The sequence below is a fragment of the Bifidobacterium pseudocatenulatum DSM 20438 = JCM 1200 = LMG 10505 genome (assembly GCF_001025215.1).
In the GTDB taxonomy this organism is placed as follows: Bacteria; Actinomycetota; Actinomycetes; order Actinomycetales; family Bifidobacteriaceae; genus Bifidobacterium; species Bifidobacterium pseudocatenulatum.
Map to the genome: position 1 here is coordinate 401798 of NZ_AP012330.1, position 23214 is coordinate 425011.

Sequence of the window (23214 nt, forward strand, 5' to 3'; positions counted from 1 at the left end):
TAAAGCATTTATGAAACATGACGATGTGTGTTCATGCATGTCACCAAAGGAGAAAGACATGATGAGGTCAAGAACTTGGAAACGAGTGCTTGCTGCTGTTTGCGCTGGTGTAGCGGCCGTTTCAATGGCTGCTTGCGGCGGAGGTACTAATAACACCGCGAAGGACGGAGTCATTATCAACAGTGTTATGAATTCAACTTCGCAGGCGTCGTTGAATTATAATCCGTTCTCTTCTACAGCTTTGACCGGTGTGGTCGGTGCTCTGTACGAGCCATTGTTCTATATGAACAACCTTAAGGACGACCCTACTAAGCTGGAACCGCTAATGGGTAAATCCTACACTATCAGTGACGATGCGAAAACTATTGATGTAACGATTCGTGACGGTGAAAAGTGGTCTGATGGCGAACCTTACACTACCGAAGATGTTGCATACACATTCAACCTCCTTAATTCCAACAAGGCTTTGAATACCAGTGGCTTTGCTGGCTCTGCCAAGGTCCTTAGCGATACGGAAGTTCGTATCACTTTGGACAAGCCTGAATCGGTGAATGCTCTGTCGTATCTGTCCGGCACGATGATTGTTCCGAAGCATGTGTGGGAAAAGATCGATGATCCGGTGACCTATACCAATAAAGACGCTGTTGGCTCTGGGCCTTTCACAGTTAAGGGCGGGAACTTTTCCCCAACCGCTTACACGTTTAAGAAGAATCCGTACTACTGGGATGAAGGTAAGCCTGAAATTGATGGCGTCCGTTATGTTCTGATCACCGGTGGCACCCAAGCTTCTCAAAATGCCTTGACCGCTGGCGATGTGGACTGGATGTCTGCGATCTTCCCGAATATGGATGATGTGCTGTCGGGATATCCTGATATTAAGACGGTTAACGTTCCTTCTAGTCAGTTGGCATTCATGACCTGTTCGAACAAAGAACTCGGCTGCAGTGGTCCTACCACTGATCCGGCAGTGCGCAAGGCTATCTATTACGCTCTTGATCGTAATCAGATTAATAAACTCGCTCTGAATGGCCAGTACAGTGAGCTGGCTGGTTCTCTCTATCCGTATGGACAGTTCACCAAGTACGCTTCGGATGATGTCCCGGATTCACCTATTCCGGGTAAAGGACGTACGGATGAAGCCGTCAAGGTACTGGAAGACGCCGGCTATACGAAGGGTGATGACGGCATCTATCAGAAGGACGGAGTTAAGCTGAGCATCAAAGTCGCTGTTATGAGTGATGTCTCTGACTGGATCAACGCGATTAACGTCGCCTCGCAGCAGCTGAAAAAGATCGGTATTGATCTGCATGCGGACCAAATGTCTTCTAATGAATGGACTCAGGCGATGCAGCAGGGCCAGTTTGAAATGTCCATTTATGGTCTGTGGGTCGCAGGTGCCGAACCATGGATGTTCTACAACCAGTTCTATTCCACTGCCAGTACGGCTGCAGTGGGTAAGAGCGCTTGGCCTAATTACGCTCGCTACAGCAATAAGACCGTGGATGATGCTCTTAATGCCATCAATACCACCACTGATGTGGCGACCAAGAAGTCTGAATATGAGAAGATTCAGACTCAGGTGTTTGAGGACATGCCGTATATCCCGATTCTGCGTCAATCCGGTCTGAGCGAAATGTGGAGCGACAAGGTTACCGGTTGGCCGACAGACGATAACGTCTATGCTAATCCGCAGACTTGGGCAAATCCTGATTTGGGCATTGTCCTGAAGAACCTGAAGGTTAAGAAGTAACCTGACGGATTTTATGAATCAACGGTGCACAAGGCGTTTTAGCTGTGCGTTTTGTGCACCATTTTTCCATGTAGAAATGAGGTAACATGAGGTTCTACCTGAAAAAGATAGGATTTTACCTTGTTGCATTGTTTGCGGCTTTGACATTGAACTTTGCCATCCCGCGACTGATGCCAGGTGATCCGGTTTCAGCTGTTCTTACCAGGCTCGCATCGCGAGGTGGTACTGTTGCGCCCGAAACAAGGGAAGCGATTACTGCAATGCTGGGACAAGATGGAGGCAACATCTTCCAGCAGTATATTGGTTATCTGAAGAATATCTTCACCGGCAACTGGGGCGTATCTGTAACGTATTTCCCCAACCAAGTTACAACGTCCATTGCTTCTGCACTGCCTTGGACCATTTGTCTTGTCGGCACAACCACGATTATATCGTTCTTTGTTCAACAGGCTCTTGGTATCTGGGCTGGTTGGCGTCGTGGTGGCGCTTTTGATAACATCATTTCCCCTGTGTCCACCATTTTCCAAGCTGTTCCTTACTTCTGGCTTGCACTCATCTTCATTTGGGTGTTTGCCCGTACGCTGCATTGGTTCCCTCAGTCAGGCGGATACAATTATCGTGAAGTTGTGCCCGGCTTCACTTGGGAATTCTTCTCGAGCGCAGTGCAGTATGCAATCTTGCCGGCCTTGACGATTCTTGTCAGCTCTCTGGGCATGGGTGTTGTCGGTATGCGTAATATGATGGTCTCCACGTTGTCTGAGGACTACATTGTTACTGCTGAGGCCAAGGGTTTAAGTCCTAAACGCGTTATGATGTGCTACGCAGCTCGTAATGCAGTGTTGCCATCCATTTCTGGCTTTGGCACGTCTATCGGTGCAGTGGTGGGTGGATCGCTGCTTACTGAACAGGTGTTCTCCTATCCAGGTGTTGGTCAGATGCTTTTGCAAGCGGTGACCAGTAACGATTACGCGCTGATGCAAGGTATCTTCCTGATTATTACCGTTACTGTTCTAGTCGTGAACTTTATCATTGATTTGCTTTACGGCATTATCGATCCACGTACGCGGCAACAGGATTGAGGTTAAATATGTCTGCAACAAATTCTTCTGCTGCTGTGGCTCGTAGCCAAGCTAAACGTCGTCGCTCCGCTTTGGATTCTCTCAAGCGAGTTCTTCCTGAGCGTTCTGCAAAATTGACGGCTGGATTAACCATTGTGATCGCAATGGTTTTGTTCGCCATTATTGTTCCTATCTTCACGAAGGATCCTAATAAGATCAATGACATTGGCTTGTCTGCGCCATCTGCCCAGCATTGGTTGGGCACTACGCAGTCTGGCCAGGATGTTTTCACTCAGCTTGGCTATTCTGTCCGTGGCTCTCTGATTATTGGCTTTGCTGTTGGCTTGATTGCAACTGCGTTGTCGTTCATTTTCGGTGTTTTGGGCACATATATTGGCGGAATTTGGGATGATTTGTTCTCTCTGATTACCAATATCATGCTGGTGATTCCGGGGTTGCCTCTGACCATCGTGATTTCTGCATTGATGCCTTCCAAGGGCACGATGATGTTGGTCATTGTTATTTCAATCACTGCATGGGCTGGCGGTGCCCGTGTACTGCGGGCGCAAACATTGTCGATGCGTGGGCGTGATTATGTTCTTGCCGCAAAAATTGCAGGTGAACGTCCGTGGCGCGTGATTACCGTTGAAATTCTGCCTAATCTGTTGCCTGTGATGGGATCGCAGTTTGTGTTCTCCGTTATTATGGCAATCCTGAGTGAGTCTTCGTTGTCCTTCATTGGCCTGGGGTCGACCCAATCCTTCTCGCTGGGAACCATGCTGTATTACGCGCAGAACGGTTCTGCTCTGAACACGGGCGCATGGTGGTGGTTCCTGCCACCGGGACTGATGATCGCTATCATCGGCGCCGGATTGTCCTTCATTAATTTCTCCATCGATGAAGTCATCAATCCGCGACTACGTAAGCCTACCAAGAAAAGCAAGGGAAGGAAAGGGTGAACACGATGGCGACTCAGAATTCTGATATCCTGCTTTCGGTCGATAACCTCGACGTTATCTACGATACGGATAATCCGGTGCACGCCGTGCAGAACGCTACATTCGAATTGCGTCGCGGTGAGATGCTTGGTTTGGCTGGTGAATCCGGTTGCGGCAAGAGTACATTGGCGTATAGCATCAATCAAATGCTGAAAGCTCCGGGTAAGATTAACTCTGGCTCTGTGATTTTCCATGATAAGTCAGGGAAAGATATTGATATCCGTGCTTTGTCGGGGCGTTCATTGCGTGAATACCGTTGGGAGAAAACCTCCATGGTGTTTCAGGGCGCCATGAATTCATTAAGTCCTGTAACTAAGATTGGTAAGCAACTTGCCGATATTTATAAAACTCATCGTCCTCAGATGGCGAAGAGCGAACGACAAGACCGTTGCGCACATTTGCTTGAGATGGTGCATGTTGATCCGAATCGTCTAGCTGCTTACCCGTTTGAACTTTCCGGCGGCATGCGTCAGCGTGTGATGATTGCCATGGCTTTGGCTCTTGAGCCGCAGCTGATTATTATGGATGAACCGACCACGGCGTTGGACGTTGTTGTACAGCGTGAAATCATCGAGGAAATTTCGGAATTGCGCCGTGACAAGGGCTTCTCTGTTATTTTTATTACGCATGATTTGCCGATGCTCTTGGAGATCACGGACAAAATTGCTGTGATGAAAGATGGTGTCATCGTAGAACAAGGCGTTTCTGAAGACGTGTATTTCAATCCGAAGCATCCGTATACACAACGGTTGCTGAGCTCGTTCCCATCTTTGACAGGAGATCGTGGCTCATTCGTTCGTGTTCCACGCCATGCGTGAAAGGAATAATCATGTCAGTATTGAAGCTTGAACATGTGAAAAAAGATTTTACCCTGCGTAATGGTTTGAAAACCACGACGATTCATGCGGTGAAGGATGCATCATTCGAGTTAGCTTCGGATAAGACCATTGCTCTTGTTGGTGAGTCTGGTTCCGGTAAATCGACAATCGCCCGAATGATTACATGTTTGGAGACGCCGACTTCTGGAAGCATCACGTTGGACGGCAAGCCTGTCCCTACGCATGGTAAGGATTTGTACGAATACCGTCATAATGTGCAAATGGTATTTCAGGATCCGTTCGCTTCCTTGAATCCATATCATACGATTTTCCACCATATTCTTCGTCCTCTTATGATTAATCACATGGCAAATAGCCAAGAGGAATATGAGCAGAAGGTTATCGAACTGCTGGAACGCGTTGAATTAACGCCTGCCGTCAATTTCATGTATCGACGCCCTCATGAGCTGTCTGGCGGACAGCGTCAGCGCGTCGCAATTGCACGTGCATTGGCTCCTAAGCCAAAGGTTCTAATTGCGGATGAGCCTGTTTCGATGTTGGATGTTTCTTTGCGGTTAGGCGTGCTTAACCTGCTGTCTAGAATTCAGCAGGAAGAACACATCGGCATGCTGTACATTACCCATGATCTGGCGACTGCTCGCCATTTTTCGGATGAGATTATGGTGATGTGTCATGGAGACATTATTGAACATGGTCCTTCTGATGATGTGATTTTGAATCCGCAGCAAGACTACACGAAAGTGTTGCTTAATGCCGCGCCTGATCCGGAGAAGCATTTCGCGAAGATTCGTGACGAGCGTAGCCGTCAGTAATGCCGCATGGAATACGTCTGATCATCATCTGATTGCTTGCAACTCCCTCGGCCTATGGCCGAGGGTTCCATATAAAGGAGTACTTTATGCAAATCGCAAACCCCGTTCTCCCGGGATTCAATGCCGATCCCTCGATGATTCGGGTCGGGGATACCTACTACATCGCCAATTCCACGTTCGAATGGTTCCCAGGTGTCCGTCTGCACGAGTCCAAGGACATGGTCCATTGGAACCTGTTGCCGAGTCCACTGAGCCGCACGAGCCAGCTTGACATGCGCGGCAATCCGTCATCCGGTGGCATCTGGGCTCCGGATCTTTCCTATGCGGATGGCAAATTCTGGCTGATCTACACGGACGTGAAGGTCGTGAATGGTGCGTTCAAGGATTGCACGAACTATTTGGTCACTGCCGAAAGTATCCATGGTCCGTGGAGCGAGCCGATTCGCGTGAACGGTGTCGGCTTCGACGCAAGCCTGTTCCATGACGACGATGGTCGCAAGTATCTGGTGCAGCAGACTTGGGATTTTCGTGAGTACCATCATGGCTTCGACGGCATCACACTGACCGAATTCGATGTGAAGACGATGAAGCTCAAGCCGGAAACTGAACGTACGATTTGGCGCGGTACGGACGTCAAACTCACCGAGGGACCACATCTGTACAAGATCAATGGCTATTACTACCTGTTCGCCGCTGAAGGCGGTACCGTGTATACGCATCAGGAAGTCGTGGCCCGATCCAAGTCTTTGGACGCGTTGTCCTTCGAAGGCATGCCGTCGAATCCGTTCATCACGAATTTCGACACGCCGCGTTCCTATCTGCAAAAGCAGGGGCATGGCGCGCTGGTCGATACCCCGTCCGGCGAATGGTATTACGCCTCGCTGTGCGGTCGTCCGTGGCATCACGACAATGAATCCTTCACTGATCCGCGCGGCTGGTGCACGCTGGGGCGTGAAACCTCCATCCAGAAGGTCGAATGGACCGAGGATGGCTGGCCGTATATTGTCGGAGGCCATGGCGGACAGCGTTATGTGGATGCTCCGAAGGATGCCATCGAGACCGAGGCACCTGCGGATCACAGCCAGCATGACGATTTCATGTCCGATACGTTGGATTTGAATTGGAATACGCTGCGTGTGCCGTTCGATGGCGAGATGGGCAAGGTCGGTGGCGGCGTGTTGGAACTGCGTGGCCAGGGCTCGCTGTGCAACCTTTTCGATCTGTCGTTGGTGGCACGTCGTTGGCAGGCGTTCAACTTCGATGCGACCGTAAAGGTTGAGTTCGATCCGAAGAACTACCGCCAGATGGCCGGCCTGACGAACTACTACGATGATTTATGCTGGTCGTGGGTGTTCGTGACTTGGGACGAGCGGCGGCAATGCCGCGTGATTGAGGTCGCTCAGAACGATTTCAACAACTACACGTCGTTCCTGCGGGATACCGCTCCAGCAGTGCCGGATGACGTGAAGTCCGTGTGGCTGCGCACGAAGGTGCGCAAGCAGTGGTATTCGTATGAATATTCGTTTGATGGGACTTCATGGGTCGATTTGGGCGTGAAACTGGACGCGAAGATCCTGTCGGACGACTATATCCTGCGTCGATACGGCGGATTCTTCACCGGAGCATTCGTCGGTTTGGCTGCAGTCGATCTTTCTGGATACGACAGGGTTGCGAAATTCAGCGAATTCGATTATCGGGAATTGCCCGATAACGAGTAGGTGTTTTGGTGGCGACGGGAGCTGTGTTTTCGTCGCCACTGACGTATGCAAGCCGTCATGAATCGTATACGGAGGCTTTATGTGGACTTGTCAAAGATGGAAGAAGGAAGAGCAACGATGCTTGCGATGCCGAAGATTTTCGATGACGGATGTGTGCTGCAATCCGGGCAGGACGTACCGGCATGGGGCTGGTGCGAACCATGGCGGAGCGTTACTGTCACGGCTTAGGAACATGTGTGAATAAGGAGATTCAGCAATGAAGTTTGAATACCACGTCAAACCAACCGGCAGCGATGCTGCGTGCGGCGACGCGGAGCATCCGTTCGCCACGATTTCCAAGGCCGCGCAGATGGCCTCTCCGGGTGATACGGTAATCGTGCATGAAGGCGTATACCGCGAACAAGTCGATCCGAGACGCGGCGGTCTGAGTGAACATGAGCGCATCACCTACTGCGGAGCCGAAGGCGAAGCACGGCCGGTTATCAAAGGCTCGGAATGCGTGCAGGGCTGGACGGAATTGGCCGATCATCCGCATGTGTGGACGGTGATGCTTGATAATACGATGTTCGGGGATTTCAATCCATTCGCGACCCCGATTTTCGGCGACTGGCTGGAAATGCCCAAGTTCGGCAAGGATCCGGACAAACATCTTGGCGATGTGTATCTCAACGGTGTTTCCTTCTTCGAATCGACGACGTTGGAAGGCGTATACGATCCGCAGCCGCGTGATACGGATGAGGATTTCGCGTTGAAGATTCCCTGCCCCGTGCCGGATGTGGACCGTACACGTTATGTATGGCATGCCGAAGTGGACGAGAATGCCGGCACCACAACGATCTGGGCGAATTTCCAAGGTGCCGATCCGAATGAGGAACTGGTGGAGGTCAGTGTTCGTCGCACATGCTTCTTCCCTTCCCGCAACCATGTCAACTACATCACCGTGCGTGGCTTTGAAATGGCGCAGGCCACTGGAGATTGGGCGCCGCCTACCTCGCAGCAGTGGGGCATGATCGGCCCGAACTGGTCGTATGGCTGGATCATCGAAGACAACGTGTTGCATGACGCCAAATTCTCCGCGGTGTCATTGGGCAAGGAAATCTCATCCGGCGACAACGAGTGGGCGAAAACCGAGCGCAAGACCGGTTACCAGTACCAGTTGGAGGCCGTGTTCAAGGCCCGTCGCATCGGCTGGGAAAAGGGGCTGATCGGCGGTCATATCGTACGCAACAACGACATCTACGAGTGCGGACAGAATGCCATCGTCGGACATATGGGCAGCGCATTCTGCCGTATCGAGCATAACCATGTCCATCACATTGCGTTGAAGCGTGAATTCTTCGGATGGGAGGTCGCTGGCATCAAATTCCATGCCGCATTGGATACGGTCATTGCCAACAACAACATCCACGACTGCTCGCTGGGCATGTGGATGGATTGGCAGACGCAGGGCACGCGCATCACGCGCAATGTGTTCCACGATAACGTCCGTGACCTCATGATTGAAGTGAGTCATGGGCCGTATCTGGTGGACAATAACGTTTTCGCCTCGCCGGTGATGTTCCAGAACTGGTCGCAAGGTGGTGCTTTCGTCAACAATCTGATTTGCGGCGGCATTGAACCGCATACCGTCCCCGACCGTTCCACGCCGTATCACTATCCGCACACCACCGAGGTGGCCGGGTGCGCTGTGGTATCCGGCGGCGATGAGCGTTGGCTGAACAACATGTTCGCGCCGCAACCGGTGAAACCGACCGTCGGTGAATATGGTTTGTCCGCCTACAGCGATTGTCCGATGTCGATGCATGAATACTTGGAACGCCAGCGGGGCATGTGGGCAGATTCTTCGCAGGGTGGTGACGAGCGCAATCCTCTGCAGTCTCTATACGCGGGCGGCAACATCTATCTGTCCGGCGCACAGGGGCTGAACAAGCAGGAAGGTACAGCCGATGATTCGGAGCGCATGCAGGAGGACGCCCCGTTCTTCGGCGGCACCGCCTCCACGAGCGTTGCGTGTGATGAGCCCATGCCGGTGACATTGGTCGAAGAACCCGATGGACTGTACCTGCAGTGCACTGTGCCACAGGCCGTCGCCGATACCAGGATGCAGGTCGTCACCAGCGATATGCTCGGCGTGCCTCGCATCGTGGAGGAACGCTATGAACAGCCCGATGGCAGTGACTATGTGCTGGACACCGACTTGCTGGGACAAGCCTTGACGACAACGGAACGCAAGGCCGGGTCGTTGAATGGTCTTGTCTCCGGAGAGAATCACATCCGAATCTGGGAATGGAACAACTGATATGACAAATGCAACCGATACCAACAAGACATTGGGCGAGTCCATGTTCGCACAGTGCGGATATGCCCAGGACGCCATCGATAAGCGCGTGTCACAGGTCTGGCATGAAATTTTCGAAGGTCCGAACAAATTCTATTGGGAGAACGACGAAGGTCTTGCCTATGTGATGGACACCGGCAACAACGATGTACGTACCGAGGGTATGAGCTATGCGATGATGATCGCCCTGCAATACGACCGTAAGGACGTATTCGACAAGCTGTGGGGCTGGGTAATGCGTCACATGTACATGAAGGACGGTCATCATGCGCATTATTTCGCATGGTCGGTCGCGCCGGACGGTACGCCGAACTCGAATGGTCCTGCACCTGACGGCGAGGAATATTTCGCGATGGACCTGTTCCTCGCCTCCCGTCGCTGGGGTGATGGCGAGGATATCTATGAATATTCCGCATGGGGACGCGAGATCTTGAGATATTGCGTTCATAAGGGTGAACGCTACGACGGCGAGCCCATGTGGAATCCCGACAACAAGCTCATCAAGTTCATTCCGGAAACCGAGTGGAGCGATCCGTCCTACCATCTGCCGCACTTCTATGAAGTATTCGCCGAAGAAGCTGACGAAGAAGACCGTCCATTTTGGCATGAGGCAGCCGCCGCAAGCCGTCGCTATCTGCAGGCGGCCTGCGACGAGCGGACCGGCATGAACGCTGAATACGCGGATTATGACGGAAAGCCGCATGTCGACGAGTCCAATCATTGGCATTTCTATTCCGACGCCTACCGTACCGCGGCGAATATCGGACTGGATGCAGCCTGGAACGGTCCTCAGGAAGTGCTGTGCGACCGCGTCGCCGCACTGCAGCGATTCTTCCTGACCCACGACCGTACTAGCGTCTACGCCATCGACGGCACCGCCGTGGACGAGGTCGTGCTTCATCCGGTCGGATTCCTGGCCGCGACCGCGCAAGGCGCACTTGCGGCGGTGCATTCGGCCCAGCCCGACGCGGAACATAATGCCCGTGAATGGGTGCGCATGCTGTGGAATACGCCGATGCGAACCGGCACGCGTCGTTACTATGACAATTTCCTCTATGCTTTCGCCATGCTGGCGTTGAGCGGAAAGTATCGGTATGAATGATGATTACCTCAACTAATCCTATGGTCTACACGGATTTTCCTGATCCAGACATCATCCGGGTCGGGGACGTGTATTACATGGCCACTACGACTATGCATTTCACACCCGGGTGCGATATTCTGCGCAGCTATGACCTAGTGCATTGGGAATTCATTGCGCACGCATTGAATATCGTGGCGGATACCCCTGAAGAACGTTTGGAATGTGAAGGTGCCAACGCCTACGGTCGAGGCATGTGGGCGCCGTCACTGCGTTACCATCGGGGCACCTGGTATGTGTTGTTTGCCGCCAACGATACGCATACCAGCTATCTGCTGACGGCGGACGATCCATGCGGCCCATGGCGAAAGCGTGAGCTTGACGGCTTCTATTACGACAGCGGACTGTTCTTTGACGACGATGATCGAGCCTATGTCGTACATGGGCAGTCGACATTGCGCATCACGGAGTTGAATCCTGAATTAAGCGGGCCGATGCCGGGTGGGCTCGACCGGGTCATCGTGCAGGACGATCCGCAGGCTGACCTTGGTTATGAGGGCAGTCACCTGTACAAGCATGATGGACGCTATTACGTCTTCACCTGTCACTTCCCGCAAGGCAAGGGCAAAACAGAAGCCTGCTTGATGGCCGAATCCTTGGATGGCGCTTTCGAAGTGCGTGAAATTATCGAAGACGACCTGTCCTTCCACGGTTACGGAGTCGCGCAAGGCGGTATGGTGGACACTCCGGACGGCGACTGGTATGCATTCATGATGCAGGACCGCGGCGGTGTGGGACGCGTGCCGATACTGATGCCGATGCGGTTCGGCGAGGACGGATTCCCCGTTGTCGGCGAGAACGGCAAAGTGCCGCAGTCGGTCAGCGTGCCGGCTGCGAGCTGTGCCGAACCTGTCACACCCATCAACGGCAGCGAATTCATAGCCCGGTATAACGCCGAAGGCGGAGTCGATGCCAACTGTCTGCAGCCATACTGGCAGTTCAATCACATTTCACATAACGAATACTGGTCACTGACGGAACGTCCGGGAGCATTCCGCCTGCATTCCGGACGCATCAGCTCGAATCTCAATCATGCATGGAACACGCTGACGCAGCGCACGATGGGGCCTGTGACGGTGGCCGAAGTCACCGTCGACGCGTCGACATTGCATGATGGCGACTTCGCCGGATTGGCGGCGTTCCAAGGATGCTATTCCTACATCGCGCTTACGCGAAGGAACGGCCGCACGATGCTGACCGTCCAATACAAGCCGGTGAATGACGATTCCATCTTCTCCGACGATGATTGGGACAGTCCAGCCGTAACGGATGCGGAAATCATGGCGGATGCGGATTGCATGCGCCTGCGCGCGGTATATGATTTCACCGATTGCAAGGATGAAGTGACGTTCTTCTACCGCGATGCGGATACGCCGGAATCCGAATGGTGTCCATTGGGGACAGCGCACCGGATGGTCTTCAAAATGGATCATTTCACAGGTTGCCGTATCGGATTGTTCCTGTATTCGACAAAAGAGACCGGTGGAATCGCCGATTTTTACGACTTTGCGTATTCGACGCCGGATACGAAGGAAAGAGAGCAATGAAGCGACAGGTCATAGTGTCGCAAGGAACTGTCGAAGGCTTGGCGGCTGAAGATCAGGGCATCACCGTGTTCCGAGGGGTCCCGTTCGCCCAGCCTCCCGTCGGCGGTCTGCGCTGGCGTGCGCCGCAGCCAGCCCTGCCATGGGATGGTGTGCTGCAAGCCTTCGATTTCGGGCCTACCGCGATGCAGCCGACGCCGGGCGCCTCCGATGATTTCTATGATCGTGAATGGGGCACTGATCCGGCCGTGCCGATGAGCGAGGATTGCCTCTACCTGAATATTTGGACTCCGGCATTACGCGGATATGGCGCGGATAGCATGGTAGCCTCCGAAAAGCTGCCAGTCATGGTCTGGATTTACGGCGGAGCCTATCAATGCGGCGGCACATTTGAAAAGGAATTCGACGGCACACATCTCGCCGCGAACGGCGTCGTTGTGGTCAGTGTGGCCTATCGTCTGAATGCATTTGGGTTTATGACGCACCCTTTGCTGCATGAGGAGGCCGTAGAACGCGGCGACGGCGAGCCATATGCGAATTTCGGATTCCTGGATCAGCGTGCCGGAATCCAATGGGTGAAGGAAAACATCGCGAAGTTTGGCGGAGATCCGGAAAACATCACGGTTTTCGGCCAATCGGCCGGTGCCGCCAGCGTCTTGGCCCAGATCTGCTCGCCGATGAATCATGGCCTGTTTCAGAAAGCCATCATGCAATCCGGCGCAGGCTTAGGGTATTTCAATGCGCGGCAGGACACGCTGGAGCATGCGCAGGCCAACGGAATCCGTCTGTTCGAAGCATTGGGTGTCTCCACGCTGGAGCAGGCCCGTGCAATCCCGGCCCGAACGGTATTGGAAGCCGCCGAGTCCCTGCCTGTTCCACCGGACAGCGGACGTGAAGATGACTGGTCGATGATTGTCAATTGGGTGCCATGCGTGGACGGCCTGTTCCTTCCCGATCAGGAGGAGCGTATCGTCGGGGGCTGCAAGGCCAACAACGTTGACATGCTGGTCGGCAACACGACCAATGAGTTCATCGCTTCGACTGAAGATGGGAAGCCTGTGCATGTCGGCCAGCTCGGCAATCTCACGCTGATCCGTAAATGGACCGCAAGCGGTGGGACCGCGCCATACTACTATCATTTCGATGTCGCTATGCCGGGGGATGATGCCGGAGCCTTCCACTCGTCCGATCTGTGGTTCTCCTTTGGAAGCCTTGCGAAATGCTGGCGTCCGTTCGTTGGATGGCATTACGATCTGGCAAGGCGAATGGGGCTGTATTGGACCAATTTCGCCGCCAATGGCGATCCCAACGGAACGGACCGTGACGGAACGCCGCTTCCTGTATGGGATCCTTGCATCGGTGAGGAATGTCCCGCCATGCATTTGTGCCAAGAACCGGGCATGCGGACGGATTGGCTTACCGAAACGGATCGAAAAGCATTTGGCCTGTGACGGCATGCCGTTGATGTATAAATGCTGATATGTAAACAGGGACGGTCTTTGTGGATCGTCCCTGTCGCATAATGGTTTGCCGTTGCGCGTGCAGGAGGATTTCGAGACTGATTATCCGACTTTTCACCGTTTCCGTCGTCTGGTTCGTCGGTGGCATCTCGCGGAGGCTCGGGCCGTTAAAGACCCTGTTCGGCGTCGTGCGGATATCACGTAGTCGGTAGGAGCCTTGCCGTTTATCTGCTGTTTGAGCATGTCGGTCATGGCGTCGCCCATGTGTATCGTCGCGTTGGATGCCTTGAAATCGTTGGTATTCCATCGTTTTGGCATGAAAAAAGGGCTTCCGGATTTCTCCGAAAACCCTCAAGGCGGAGTCAGAGGGATTCGAACCCTCGAGCCGCTAAAAACGACTAACACCTTAGCAGGGTGCCCCTATCGGCCACTCAGGCATGACTCCACTGTTTTACCGTTTTCACGGCGCAACAGCATGTAACTATACCATCCATTTGCGGGCAAAACACCATATCTCGAAAAAAAGATGAAAGAACGTTGAAATATCGGGAAAAATCCGTGCTGTATGCATGTGCGTGCCTTATGAAATCGCAACTGTCGACACGCCGTTTTCATAAGATAAACTGCGATATTCGAACATTTGTTTCAAAGGAACGTGAAAAACAGCTATCATGGAATCATGAGTACCGCACCGAGAATCGCAGCAGCCAAACGTGACTGGGGCCATGACGAGGCTGGGTGCACGGTGCTGCATATCGACATGGATGCTTTCTATGCGTCTTTGGAAGTGGCCCGGCACCCGGAATACCGCGGCAGGCCGGTGATCATCGGCGTGGGCAATCGTTCGGTGGTGTCCGCGGCCAGCTACGAGGCACGGCAATACGGCATCAACTCGGCCATGGCAAGTTCCAGGGCGCAAAAGCTATGCCCGAACGGCATTTTCCTTCCGGTCGACATGAGTTACTATCGCGCGATGTCGCATCGCATTTTCAAGGAAGTGCTCAGTCGGATTACCGGCCGCATCGAACAGGTATCGGTTGACGAATGCTATATGGACGTTTCCGGAGCGTTGCTGCGGTGGGGCAGTCCCAGTGCCATTGGAGCGTGGATACGAGAACAGGTGGCCTTGCGCTACAACATCACCTGTTCCGTCGGCATCGCGGCGAACAAGCTGGTCGCCAAAATGGCATCCACCAATGCCAAGCCCAACGGCATGTTGATGATTCCCGTGGCGCGGCATGCGCAATTCGTGCAGATGATGCCATTGCGTGGCATTCCCGGCATCGGACCTTCTCTGGAAAAGCGTCTGAACGCGTGGGGCATCGACTCGGTCGCCGACCTTGCACGCATGAGTCTCGAATCTCTGGAGCGGGCCACCGGATCTGCTATCTCCGCACACGGCCTGTATCAGGCGGCCCGAGGCCTGGACGATAGGCCCGTCGTACCGTACACGCAGGAAAAATCGATTGGTGCGGAACGCACCTTCGAAGCAGACACACAAGACATGCGACAGGTGTGTTCTATGCTTCGCTGGTGTTGCGATGACGTGGCTACGTCGTTGCGTAAGCGTGGTTTCCTCGCACGCAAGGTCATGGTCAAACTCCGATTTCCGGACTTGAGTTATGCGACGAAAGGGCGCACGCTGGACTGTCCTACGGACGCGGCGAGCGTGCTTTACCCGCAATGCGTAGACCTGCTGCTCGCCATGATGGGCATGGTTCCGGAGTCCGTGCATGCCATTTCCCTTGCTCGACCCGTGCGTTTGGCGGGAATGAGCACCAGTGGACTTGTGCTTGCCGAAGAGACTGCGATCCAGCCCTCACTGGATGATCTGCTGGAAGAAAACGAAGCCGAACGGCATGCGGCGGTTCAGGCAAAACCTGCGCAAATGCAGACCCACGCAAAACGTTTGCGTGGTGCGGAAGCGGCACTGGATGCGGTGCGTCAAAAATACGGCAACGACATCGCCAGTTTCGGAGTGTAGAAACCGTGGTGCGTCCGTTATTCTTGAATTGAAGAGTTGAGAAGGTTTCAGAGGAAGGCGGGGTGCCATGAAATACAGAAAAGAGGCAGTGCACGCAACCAACACGGAAGTGCTTGCAGCCGGCCGACGCAGGCTCGCGTTCGCGGCGTTGGCCGTGCTTGCCGTCGTGCTTGTTGCGGGAATATGGCTGCTGGTGCATAGCCTTCAATCAAAGCAGCGTGATGCCGATACGAAGCCGGCAACAACGGTGAACGAGCCAAAAACGGTTGAAAAGAAACAAGTGACCGAACCTGCGGAGCATCATGGCAATTCCCCGGATTGCCCCGATACCGATTGCATCGCCATGCTTGTCAACGGTGATCTGCTGTTCCATGAGGGATTGTGGAACCAGTATGCCAGCGCCAACACCGCGGCCACCGACGGCACCGCATTCGATTTCACCGGTCTGTTCGAGCCGATGCGCAAATATATCGAAGCTTCCGACATCGCCGTATGTGAATTCGAAACACCTATCGCACAACGTGGCGGTCCATATTCCGCCTATCCGATTTTCAATATTCCTCCAGAAGTGGCCGATGCCGCGAAAAATGTGGGATATCATGCCTGCACTCATGCTTCGAATCATTCTTGGGATCAAGGTGCCGACGGCATCGCACGTTTGTGGGACACGCTTGAACAGGACGGCATAGCGCAAACCGGTTCCTATAAAACCGAAAAGGATTCGTATGAGCCGTTGGTCATCGATTCGCCGACGGGCGGCGGCAAAATCGGACTCGTTGCGGGAACCGTATCGTTGAATGCGCAAACGCCTGACTACGACTGGCGTGTGGATCGCCTTCGCGAATCCGGAGATCCGAACCATCAGGCCGATATAGACAAGGCCGTGGCCAAGGCGAAGGCCGCTCGAGAACAAGGTGCCGACGTGGTGGCCATGGCCATGCATTCCGTGCAGGAATACTTGGACTACGCCGATTCCTGGCAGCAGGATGAAGCGCACGAGCTAGCTGATACGGGCGCATTTGATGTGATCTATGGTGCAGGTTGCCATTGCGCGCAGCCGATCGAGAACTATAACGGCACTTGGATCATCTACGGTTTGGGTAATGCCGTAACCGAATCGGCCAATACTGCAGACACCATCGTAAACAACCAAGGTGTGACCGCGCGCATTCAATTCGCAGGCAAAAAAGGCGTGGCAGACTCGTGGCGCGTCAACCGTATCGACTGGGTGCCCAGCGCCAATGTGACGCAAGGCAAATACCAATGGTGTTCGCTGGCAAGCGACCATCCGGACGGCCCCTGCTGGGATGAAACGCAAGACGCGAATGTGCGCCAACGCATCTGGGACGTGCTCTATTCCATGGGCGCCGATCAGAACGTGGTCAAGGAATGGAATATTACCGCGGAGCAAACGAGTTCATCTGGCCAGTAGTTTTCCGTGGCACAATATGCCTCATGCCGTGAGTCGCATATGCGTAAGAACTCTCGAACATACAATGTGAGGTGAAAACATGGAAATCTACGAAACCCAACCGGAACGCACCGATCTGCCACTGGTGGTCATGCCCGTCATCATCGAATCGATGATCGAACCGTTCGAAAAGAACTTCGAACTGCTCAAAGACATTGCCCGCGTGCGCATGTACAAGGATTTCACGCTTGACGAAGACACCATCGTCGAACGTTGCGCCGAAGCTGACGTCATCATGGTGATCGGATTCCACTGCGCCGATTCCATCCTCGATCGGTTGAACGCCAAATGCTATGCATTCGGCGGCACCGGCGTGGCCAGTTACATCGATCTCGACAAAGCCAAGGAACGTGGAATCCGCGTATGCAATGTGGTGCACTATGGCGACCATGCCGTGGCCGAACACACCATCGCACTGCTTATGGAACTCGCCAGACAGGTCGGCAAACTCGACAGGCAAGTCAAAACAGGCGATTGGGACGGTGCCGACGGCTACGAGCTGTACGGCAAGAAGCTTGGCATCATCGGCCTTGGCGGCATCGGTCAGACCGTGGCACGCATCGCCGGAGCTTTGGGCATGAACGTGTCCGCATGGAACTCCCATGTGCCGGAGCAGGTGTTCGCCGATCTGAATATCACTCCAGTCAACGATATGAACGAGCTGATTGCCGGTTCCGACGTGGTATCCATCCATATGCCGCTGCTGGACTCCACAAAAGGCATCGTCACTGCGGAAAACCTCGAAGCTCTGAAACCGGGAACCATGTTCATCAACACGGCCCGTGCGGAAATCATCGAACCGGGCGCATTGCTCGCCAGACTCCAGCGAGGCGACATTCCTGCGGCGCTCGATGTGTTCGAACACGAGCCGCTCACTGCCGACGATCCGCTCTGTTCGATTCCAGGCATCATCCTCACCCCGCACACCGCGTGGCGCACCGATGGCGCCTATGTGGGCATCACCAGACAGGTGGTCCAATCCGTTGCGGCATTCTGCAAGGGCGAGGATTTCAACGTCGTCGTGTGAATAACCGCAAAACCGGTATGGGCAAAACATGTGGACGGTCGGCGTGATTGGGTAGGTTGAAAGACATGCAGACCATACTCGATTCCGCCGATCAGCCCGCGCATGATGCGTTCGCCGAGAAAAAATCGGAATTCATCGGCGACGCCTGTCATATCGACTCCTTGGATGAGGCGCTCGCGTTTGTGCAGACGATTCGCGACCAGCATCCGAAAGCGCGTCATGTCGCCTATGCTGCGGTGTGCGGCGGTTCCGACGGTCGTTTGGCCGAACGCATGAGCGATGACGGCGAGCCATCGGGCACGGCGGGCAAACCGATTCTTGACGTGTTGCGCGCCAACGAGATGACGGATTGCGTGGTTGCCGTCACCCGATATTTCGGAGGTATTCTACTGGGTTCCGGAGGCCTGATCCGCGCATATTCCACGGGTGCGTCCATTACGGTCAAAGCGGCGAACAAAGCGAAGATCGTGCCATGTTGCGAATATCAGGTGACGCTTGACTATCCGCAATTGGGAAGCTTTCAGAATCTGCTTGCGTCAGTGGACGGCGAGCAGGCGGATGCGCAATATACCGATCGCATCGTGCTGTCAATTATCGTTCCGCAGGAACAATCGCAGAAATTCAAATCACGAATTATCGAAACGTTCAATGCGACCGTCACGCCGCGGCAAACGGGCACGTCCAATCGCCCGGTGCGATACTGAAATCCAACGATGACGAATGGAATATTGAGCAGAACATAACGTAAGGTGGAACGCATGACCGAAGATATGAGCTCGCAAGACACTACTGCCGTGGAAACCGCCGAAAATACCGTCGAAACCGTTGTGGGGAACGCCGACGAACAAGCATCAAACCAAGAGGTTCCTTCGGATTTCGAGCCTTTGACCGCAACCTACGAGCGGTTGCGTCACTCCACGGATGCCGCCGAATTGAGCGAATTCGCGCGCCGTCCGCTGCCTGACCGTTCCGAACAGGCCGCTTTCTCGCGTGCCACGGCATTGCTGGAAGCCGTCGCCGGCAATGCGCATACACCGTTGGAAGATCGCGTTTTTCTTGCGGAAACCATGCCGTTTCCGAATATTCTCGTCAAACTGTCCACCGACGAATCCGTTGAGGTGCGTAAAGCTGTTGCGGGCAATGCCAATGATAAGAATTGGCTGGTGGGGCGTCTCACCAAGGATGAGTCCCTCGAAGTGCGCGATGTCGCGTTGCGCAACAAGCAGACGTCTTGGAAGATGCGGCTCGAAGGCGCGCAGGATCCGGGTATGGATTCCACGGCCCTTGATTTTCTGGGATCTTTGGGGGTCGACGTCGAGCCGAATGCTCCTGCCGTGCTTGCTTCCATGGTACGTAGGGCCGTTGCTTTGAACCCGAACACGTCTGATCAGATGTTGGAAAAACTTGCGCAGGATGCGTCAGGAGAGGTGAAAAGGGCCGCTGAACGGCATCTTTCGGAAAAATAATTGCATACGTTGTCATTTTTATGAGATTTTTGCGCGTGGTGCATGTGATTGGGGCATAGACTGTTGTTTATGACAGAACAGACCGAAAATGCAACGCGTCTAGCCCGTCCGATCATTCGCCTGGCAAAGTTGGTGGGTATCGCCACCAGTTACGTCGGCATGAGCCGCGACTACCACGAAATCGAAGACGATGTTCTCGTGGCGGTGCTCAAGGCGCTCGGAATCGACGCTTCCAACGATGGGGCGATCGAGCAGTCCATCACCACCATTCAGCGCGAACGCGACACACGTATCGTTCCTCCGACCGTGCTGCACGTTGTCGGCAAGGAAAGCAAGGTTGAGGTTCACGGCGGAGCGCTTGACGTTCCTGAAGCTTCCATCATGCTGGAAGACGGTGGGGCGTATGCCGGCAAAATCGAGCTCGAGGGTGGCAGCGATACCGTGGTCGAGGTCGACGGCGGCTTCGTGTGCACCTCATATCTGGTGCTTCCGGCAGATCTTCCCGAGGGGTATCACACCCTTGAAGTCACCGTTGGTGGCAAGACGGAGATTGCAACCGTTATCAGCGCTCCGGAAAAGATCGAGCTGCTTGACGACATGAAGGAAGGCTCCCTGTGGGGCTGGATGAGCCAGCTCTACTCCATTCGTTCCAGCGGTTCCTGGGGCATCGGCGACTATGAGGATCTGAAGACCCTGCTCGTCGAGTCCAAGAAGAAGACCGGCGCCGACTTCATGCTGATCAATCCGCTGCATGCCGCCGAACCGGTGCCGCCGATCGAGCCATCGCCGTATCTGCCGATTTCGCGCCGTTTCATTAATTTCAGCTATATTCGACCGGAATCCATGCCGGAATATGCCGTGCTTTCGCCGGAAGACAAGGCGAAAGTGGATGAACTGCATGAGCAGGTCAAGCCGCTCAACGGCAATGCGCGGATCTTGGATCGCGAAACCATGTGGCGTACCAAGATGCAGGCGTTGTGGATCATCTACAAGTCCGGCCTTTCCGCACAGCGTCAAGCCGAGTTCGACCAGTATCTCGCCGAAGTGGGCGATGAGATCGAATCCTATGCCACATGGTGCCTGTGCTACGACAAGTGGGGCGCCTCGAATGGCAGCGACGACGATTGGGTGCGCAAGTACAATCGTGATTCCGAGGAAGTCGCGCAGCTTCGCGCACAGTACCCGGACACGCTTGAATTCTATCGTTGGCTCGAATGGGTCGCCACCGAGCAGCTGCATGCGGCCCAGCAGGCGGCGCGCGAGGCCGGCATGAAGATCGGCATCGTCGCCGACATGGCTGTGGGCGTGCATCCGGCCGGTTCCGACGTGTGGTGGAACCCGGAGCGTTTTGCCAAGGGCGCCACGGTCGGCGCTCCGCCGGACATGTTCAACCAGCAGGGTCAGGATTGGAGTCAGCCGCCGCTGAATCCAATCGCTCTCGAACAGACCGGCTACAAGGTGTACCGAGATATGGTGCACGGCATGTTCTCCAATGCGGGCGCGGTACGTATTGACCATATTCTCGGCTTGTTCCGCTTGTGGTGGATTCCGGAAGGCAAGAAAGCCATGGACGGCACCTACGTGCATTACGATTCTGACATCATGCTCGGCATTCTCGCATTGGAAGCATCCCGCGCCGGTGGTGTGGTCGTGGGCGAGGATCTCGGCGTGGTTCCGGCATACGTGTCCAAGTCGCTGTCCGAGCACGGCATTCTCGGTTGCGCTGTGGAATGGTTCGAGCAGTTCGACGGCGAATTCCGTGCGCCGAAGGATTGGCGTCCGTATGCGTTGGCATCCGTCAACACGCACGATTTGCCTCCGGCAGCCGGCTACTTGGAGTACGGGCATGTCAAATTGCGTGAACAGCTTGGACTGCTGTCCGGTCCGGTCGAAGAATTCCAGAAGTCCACGGAAGCCGAACATAACGCCATGCTGAGCATGCTTGTTGACGAAGGCTATCTCGACGCTTCCGCGCTGGAAGACGAGCTTGCCAACGAAAACGAGATCATCGACGCGCTGTACCGCGGTTTGAAGGGATCGCCATGCAAGCTCATGGCGGCGTCCATCGTCGACGCGGTCGGCGAAAAGCGCACGCAGAACCAGCCGGGCACCAGCAACGAATATCCGAACTGGCGTATTCCGCTGGCTGACGGCGATGGCAATGTCGTGCCGCTGGAGCAGTTGTTCGACAATACTCGACTGCAGGAGATCGCAGCGATTATGCGCGGCTGAGCTTGCAGCGGATTGAGGCTGATTGCAGCTGATTTCGATTGGCGGAAGGCCGGCGATGCAAGGTAGGGAGACCTGCCAAGCGTCGCCGGCTTTTGCGTGTCGATTGCTGTGTTTCCGTATTCGCAAGTACTAGGGGTTGATGTGTCGCGAATGTCAAGGCTGGCGATATACTAGTAGATTGTTGTGTTTCCCTACGGGGTCCTTCAAAGCGCTTTTCCCACTCGCCATCGAGGACTTTCAGGGAGCCCACGGATAATGAGACCTGAAAAAGGCATCATTCCGCGCCTAACCAACGCAGAGATGTTGATGGAAGGTCCGGAACACAATATATAGAAAAGGTACATCGTGAAAACTTTCACTCCGAAGCCAGCTGATCTGACTCACGACTGGTACGTCATCGACGCCACCGACGTGGTGCTCGGCCGTCTCGCTTCCCAGGCAGCCATCCTGCTGCGTGGCAAGAACAAGCCGACCTACGCTCCGCACGCCGATTCCGGCAACCACGTGATCATTCTCAACGCCGATAAGATCGCTCTGACCGGCAATAAGTTGGGCAAGGAACTGTACATGCACTCCGGTCGTCCGGGTGGCCTGCGTCGCGATAGCTACGGCAAGCTGCTCAAGACCAACCCTGAGCGCATCATCAAGTCCGCTATCAAGGGCATGCTGCCGAAGAATCGTCTGGCCAAGGTCCAGCTGGATCGCCTCCACATCATCTGTGGCACCGAGCATCCGTACGCTGGCCAGAAGCCGCAGGTTTTCGAGATCGCTCAGGTCTCGCAGCAGGCTAAGTGAACCGAAGGGAGATAAGAAACATGGCTGAAAACACCAACAACTCCGCGGTTCTCGAGACCGAAGAGGAGCTCACCTCGTACACCACCGAGACCAACGCTGGCGCTGGCACCGGTACTTCCGCTATCGCTCCGGGCTATGGCACCGGTCGTCGTAAGGAAGCCGTCGCTCGTGTCCGCCTGGTTCCGGGCACCGGCAAGTGGACCATCAATGGTCGCACCCTGGAAGAGTACTTCCCGGCCAAGCTGCTGCAGCGTGAGGTCAACTCCCCGATCGTGCTTCTCAAGCTCGAAGGCAAGTTCGACGCTATCGTCCTCGTTGACGGTGGCGGCACCACCGGCCAGGCTGGCGCAATCCGCCTGGGCGTTGCCCGCGCTCTGAACGCTATCGATCGTGATGCGAACCGCGCAGCCCTGAAGAAGGCTGGCTTCCTGACCCGCGACGCTCGCGTCGTGGAACGCAAGAAGGCCGGTCTGCACAAGGCTCGTCGCGCTCCGCAGTTCTCGAAGCGCTAAAGCTTTACGGCTTATACGAAACCCCTCGGAAATTCGACTTCCGAGGGGTTTCTTGGTATTCCAGACGGT

The 23214-nt window shown here is 54.6% G+C and carries 18 protein-coding genes and 1 tRNA gene; 18 read left to right on the top strand and 1 reads right to left on the bottom strand.

What is annotated here, in order from left to right:
• Positions 1-58 precede the first annotated feature (58 nt).
• From BBPC_RS01570 to BBPC_RS01615, 10 genes are all read left to right on the top strand, one after another.
• A complete protein-coding gene (locus BBPC_RS01570; protein ID WP_231857842.1) occupies positions 59-1750 on the top strand; it encodes an ABC transporter substrate-binding protein in 1692 nt (563 codons plus the stop codon).
• 86 nt (positions 1751-1836) lie between these two features.
• The gene (locus tag BBPC_RS01575) at positions 1837-2829 is read left to right on the top strand and encodes an ABC transporter permease (RefSeq protein ID WP_003836045.1); all 993 of its coding nucleotides are present in this window, start codon (positions 1837-1839) and stop codon (positions 2827-2829) included.
• Positions 2830-2837: 8 nt separating this feature from the next.
• The gene (locus BBPC_RS01580; RefSeq protein ID WP_226678156.1) at positions 2838-3767 is read left to right on the top strand and encodes an ABC transporter permease; all 930 of its coding nucleotides are present in this window, start codon (positions 2838-2840) and stop codon (positions 3765-3767) included.
• Between the two features lie 5 nt (positions 3768-3772).
• Complete coding sequence (locus BBPC_RS01585) at positions 3773-4624, top strand: ABC transporter ATP-binding protein (protein ID WP_003836043.1); 852 nt, start codon at positions 3773-3775, stop codon at positions 4622-4624.
• A gap of 11 nt (positions 4625-4635) precedes the next feature.
• Entirely contained in the window at positions 4636-5457 is an 822-nt protein-coding gene (locus BBPC_RS01590; RefSeq protein WP_199801680.1) for an ABC transporter ATP-binding protein, read from the top strand.
• Between the two features lie 86 nt (positions 5458-5543).
• The gene (locus tag BBPC_RS01595) at positions 5544-7175 is read left to right on the top strand and encodes a glycoside hydrolase family 43 protein (protein ID WP_003836041.1); all 1632 of its coding nucleotides are present in this window, start codon (positions 5544-5546) and stop codon (positions 7173-7175) included.
• A gap of 256 nt (positions 7176-7431) precedes the next feature.
• Positions 7432-9474 (top strand): right-handed parallel beta-helix repeat-containing protein, encoded by a 2043-nt coding sequence (locus BBPC_RS01600; RefSeq protein WP_004220043.1) that lies wholly within the window; start codon positions 7432-7434, stop codon positions 9472-9474.
• Between the two features lies 1 nt (position 9475).
• Positions 9476-10615 carry a glycosyl hydrolase family 8 gene (locus BBPC_RS01605; protein ID WP_004220042.1) on the top strand — a complete coding sequence of 380 codons (1140 nt, stop codon included), beginning with the start codon at positions 9476-9478 and terminating at the stop codon, positions 10613-10615.
• Positions 10612-12201 (top strand): glycoside hydrolase family 43 protein, encoded by a 1590-nt coding sequence (locus BBPC_RS01610; RefSeq protein ID WP_004220041.1) that lies wholly within the window; start codon positions 10612-10614, stop codon positions 12199-12201. The genes BBPC_RS01605 and BBPC_RS01610 overlap by 4 nt, the downstream gene beginning before the upstream one ends.
• Positions 12198-13649 (top strand): carboxylesterase/lipase family protein, encoded by a 1452-nt coding sequence (locus tag BBPC_RS01615; protein WP_004220040.1) that lies wholly within the window; start codon positions 12198-12200, stop codon positions 13647-13649. The genes BBPC_RS01610 and BBPC_RS01615 overlap by 4 nt, the downstream gene beginning before the upstream one ends.
• 366 nt (positions 13650-14015) lie before the next feature.
• Here the strand turns inward: BBPC_RS01615 and BBPC_RS01620 are convergent.
• A tRNA-Ser gene (locus BBPC_RS01620) sits at positions 14016-14103 on the bottom strand.
• A gap of 234 nt (positions 14104-14337) precedes the next feature.
• Here BBPC_RS01620 and dinB point away from each other — a divergent pair.
• From dinB to rpsI, 8 genes are all read left to right on the top strand, one after another.
• On the top strand, positions 14338-15642 hold the full coding sequence (dinB, locus tag BBPC_RS01625) for a DNA polymerase IV (RefSeq protein ID WP_004220039.1): 1305 nt from the start codon (positions 14338-14340) through the stop codon (positions 15640-15642).
• A 67-nt stretch (positions 15643-15709) separates the two neighbouring features.
• Positions 15710-17074 carry a CapA family protein gene (locus tag BBPC_RS01630; RefSeq protein ID WP_004220038.1) on the top strand — a complete coding sequence of 455 codons (1365 nt, stop codon included), beginning with the start codon at positions 15710-15712 and terminating at the stop codon, positions 17072-17074.
• A 79-nt stretch (positions 17075-17153) separates the two neighbouring features.
• Positions 17154-18140: a D-2-hydroxyacid dehydrogenase family protein gene (locus BBPC_RS01635; protein WP_004220037.1), complete on the top strand. Its 987-nt coding sequence runs from the start codon at positions 17154-17156 to the stop codon at positions 18138-18140.
• Positions 18141-18205: 65 nt separating this feature from the next.
• Positions 18206-18844, top strand: coding sequence for a YigZ family protein (locus BBPC_RS01640; RefSeq protein WP_004220036.1), 639 nt, complete (start codon positions 18206-18208; stop codon positions 18842-18844).
• 54 nt (positions 18845-18898) lie between these two features.
• Positions 18899-19606 carry an AbrB family transcriptional regulator gene (locus BBPC_RS01645; RefSeq protein WP_004220035.1) on the top strand — a complete coding sequence of 236 codons (708 nt, stop codon included), beginning with the start codon at positions 18899-18901 and terminating at the stop codon, positions 19604-19606.
• Positions 19607-19675: 69 nt separating this feature from the next.
• Complete coding sequence (gene malQ / locus BBPC_RS01650) at positions 19676-21838, top strand: 4-alpha-glucanotransferase (protein WP_004220033.1); 2163 nt, start codon at positions 19676-19678, stop codon at positions 21836-21838.
• A 345-nt stretch (positions 21839-22183) separates the two neighbouring features.
• Positions 22184-22633 (top strand): 50S ribosomal protein L13, encoded by a 450-nt coding sequence (rplM, locus tag BBPC_RS01655; protein ID WP_003836021.1) that lies wholly within the window; start codon positions 22184-22186, stop codon positions 22631-22633.
• Positions 22634-22653: 20 nt separating this feature from the next.
• On the top strand, positions 22654-23145 hold the full coding sequence (rpsI, locus tag BBPC_RS01660; protein ID WP_003836019.1) for a 30S ribosomal protein S9: 492 nt from the start codon (positions 22654-22656) through the stop codon (positions 23143-23145).
• Positions 23146-23214 lie beyond the last annotated feature (69 nt).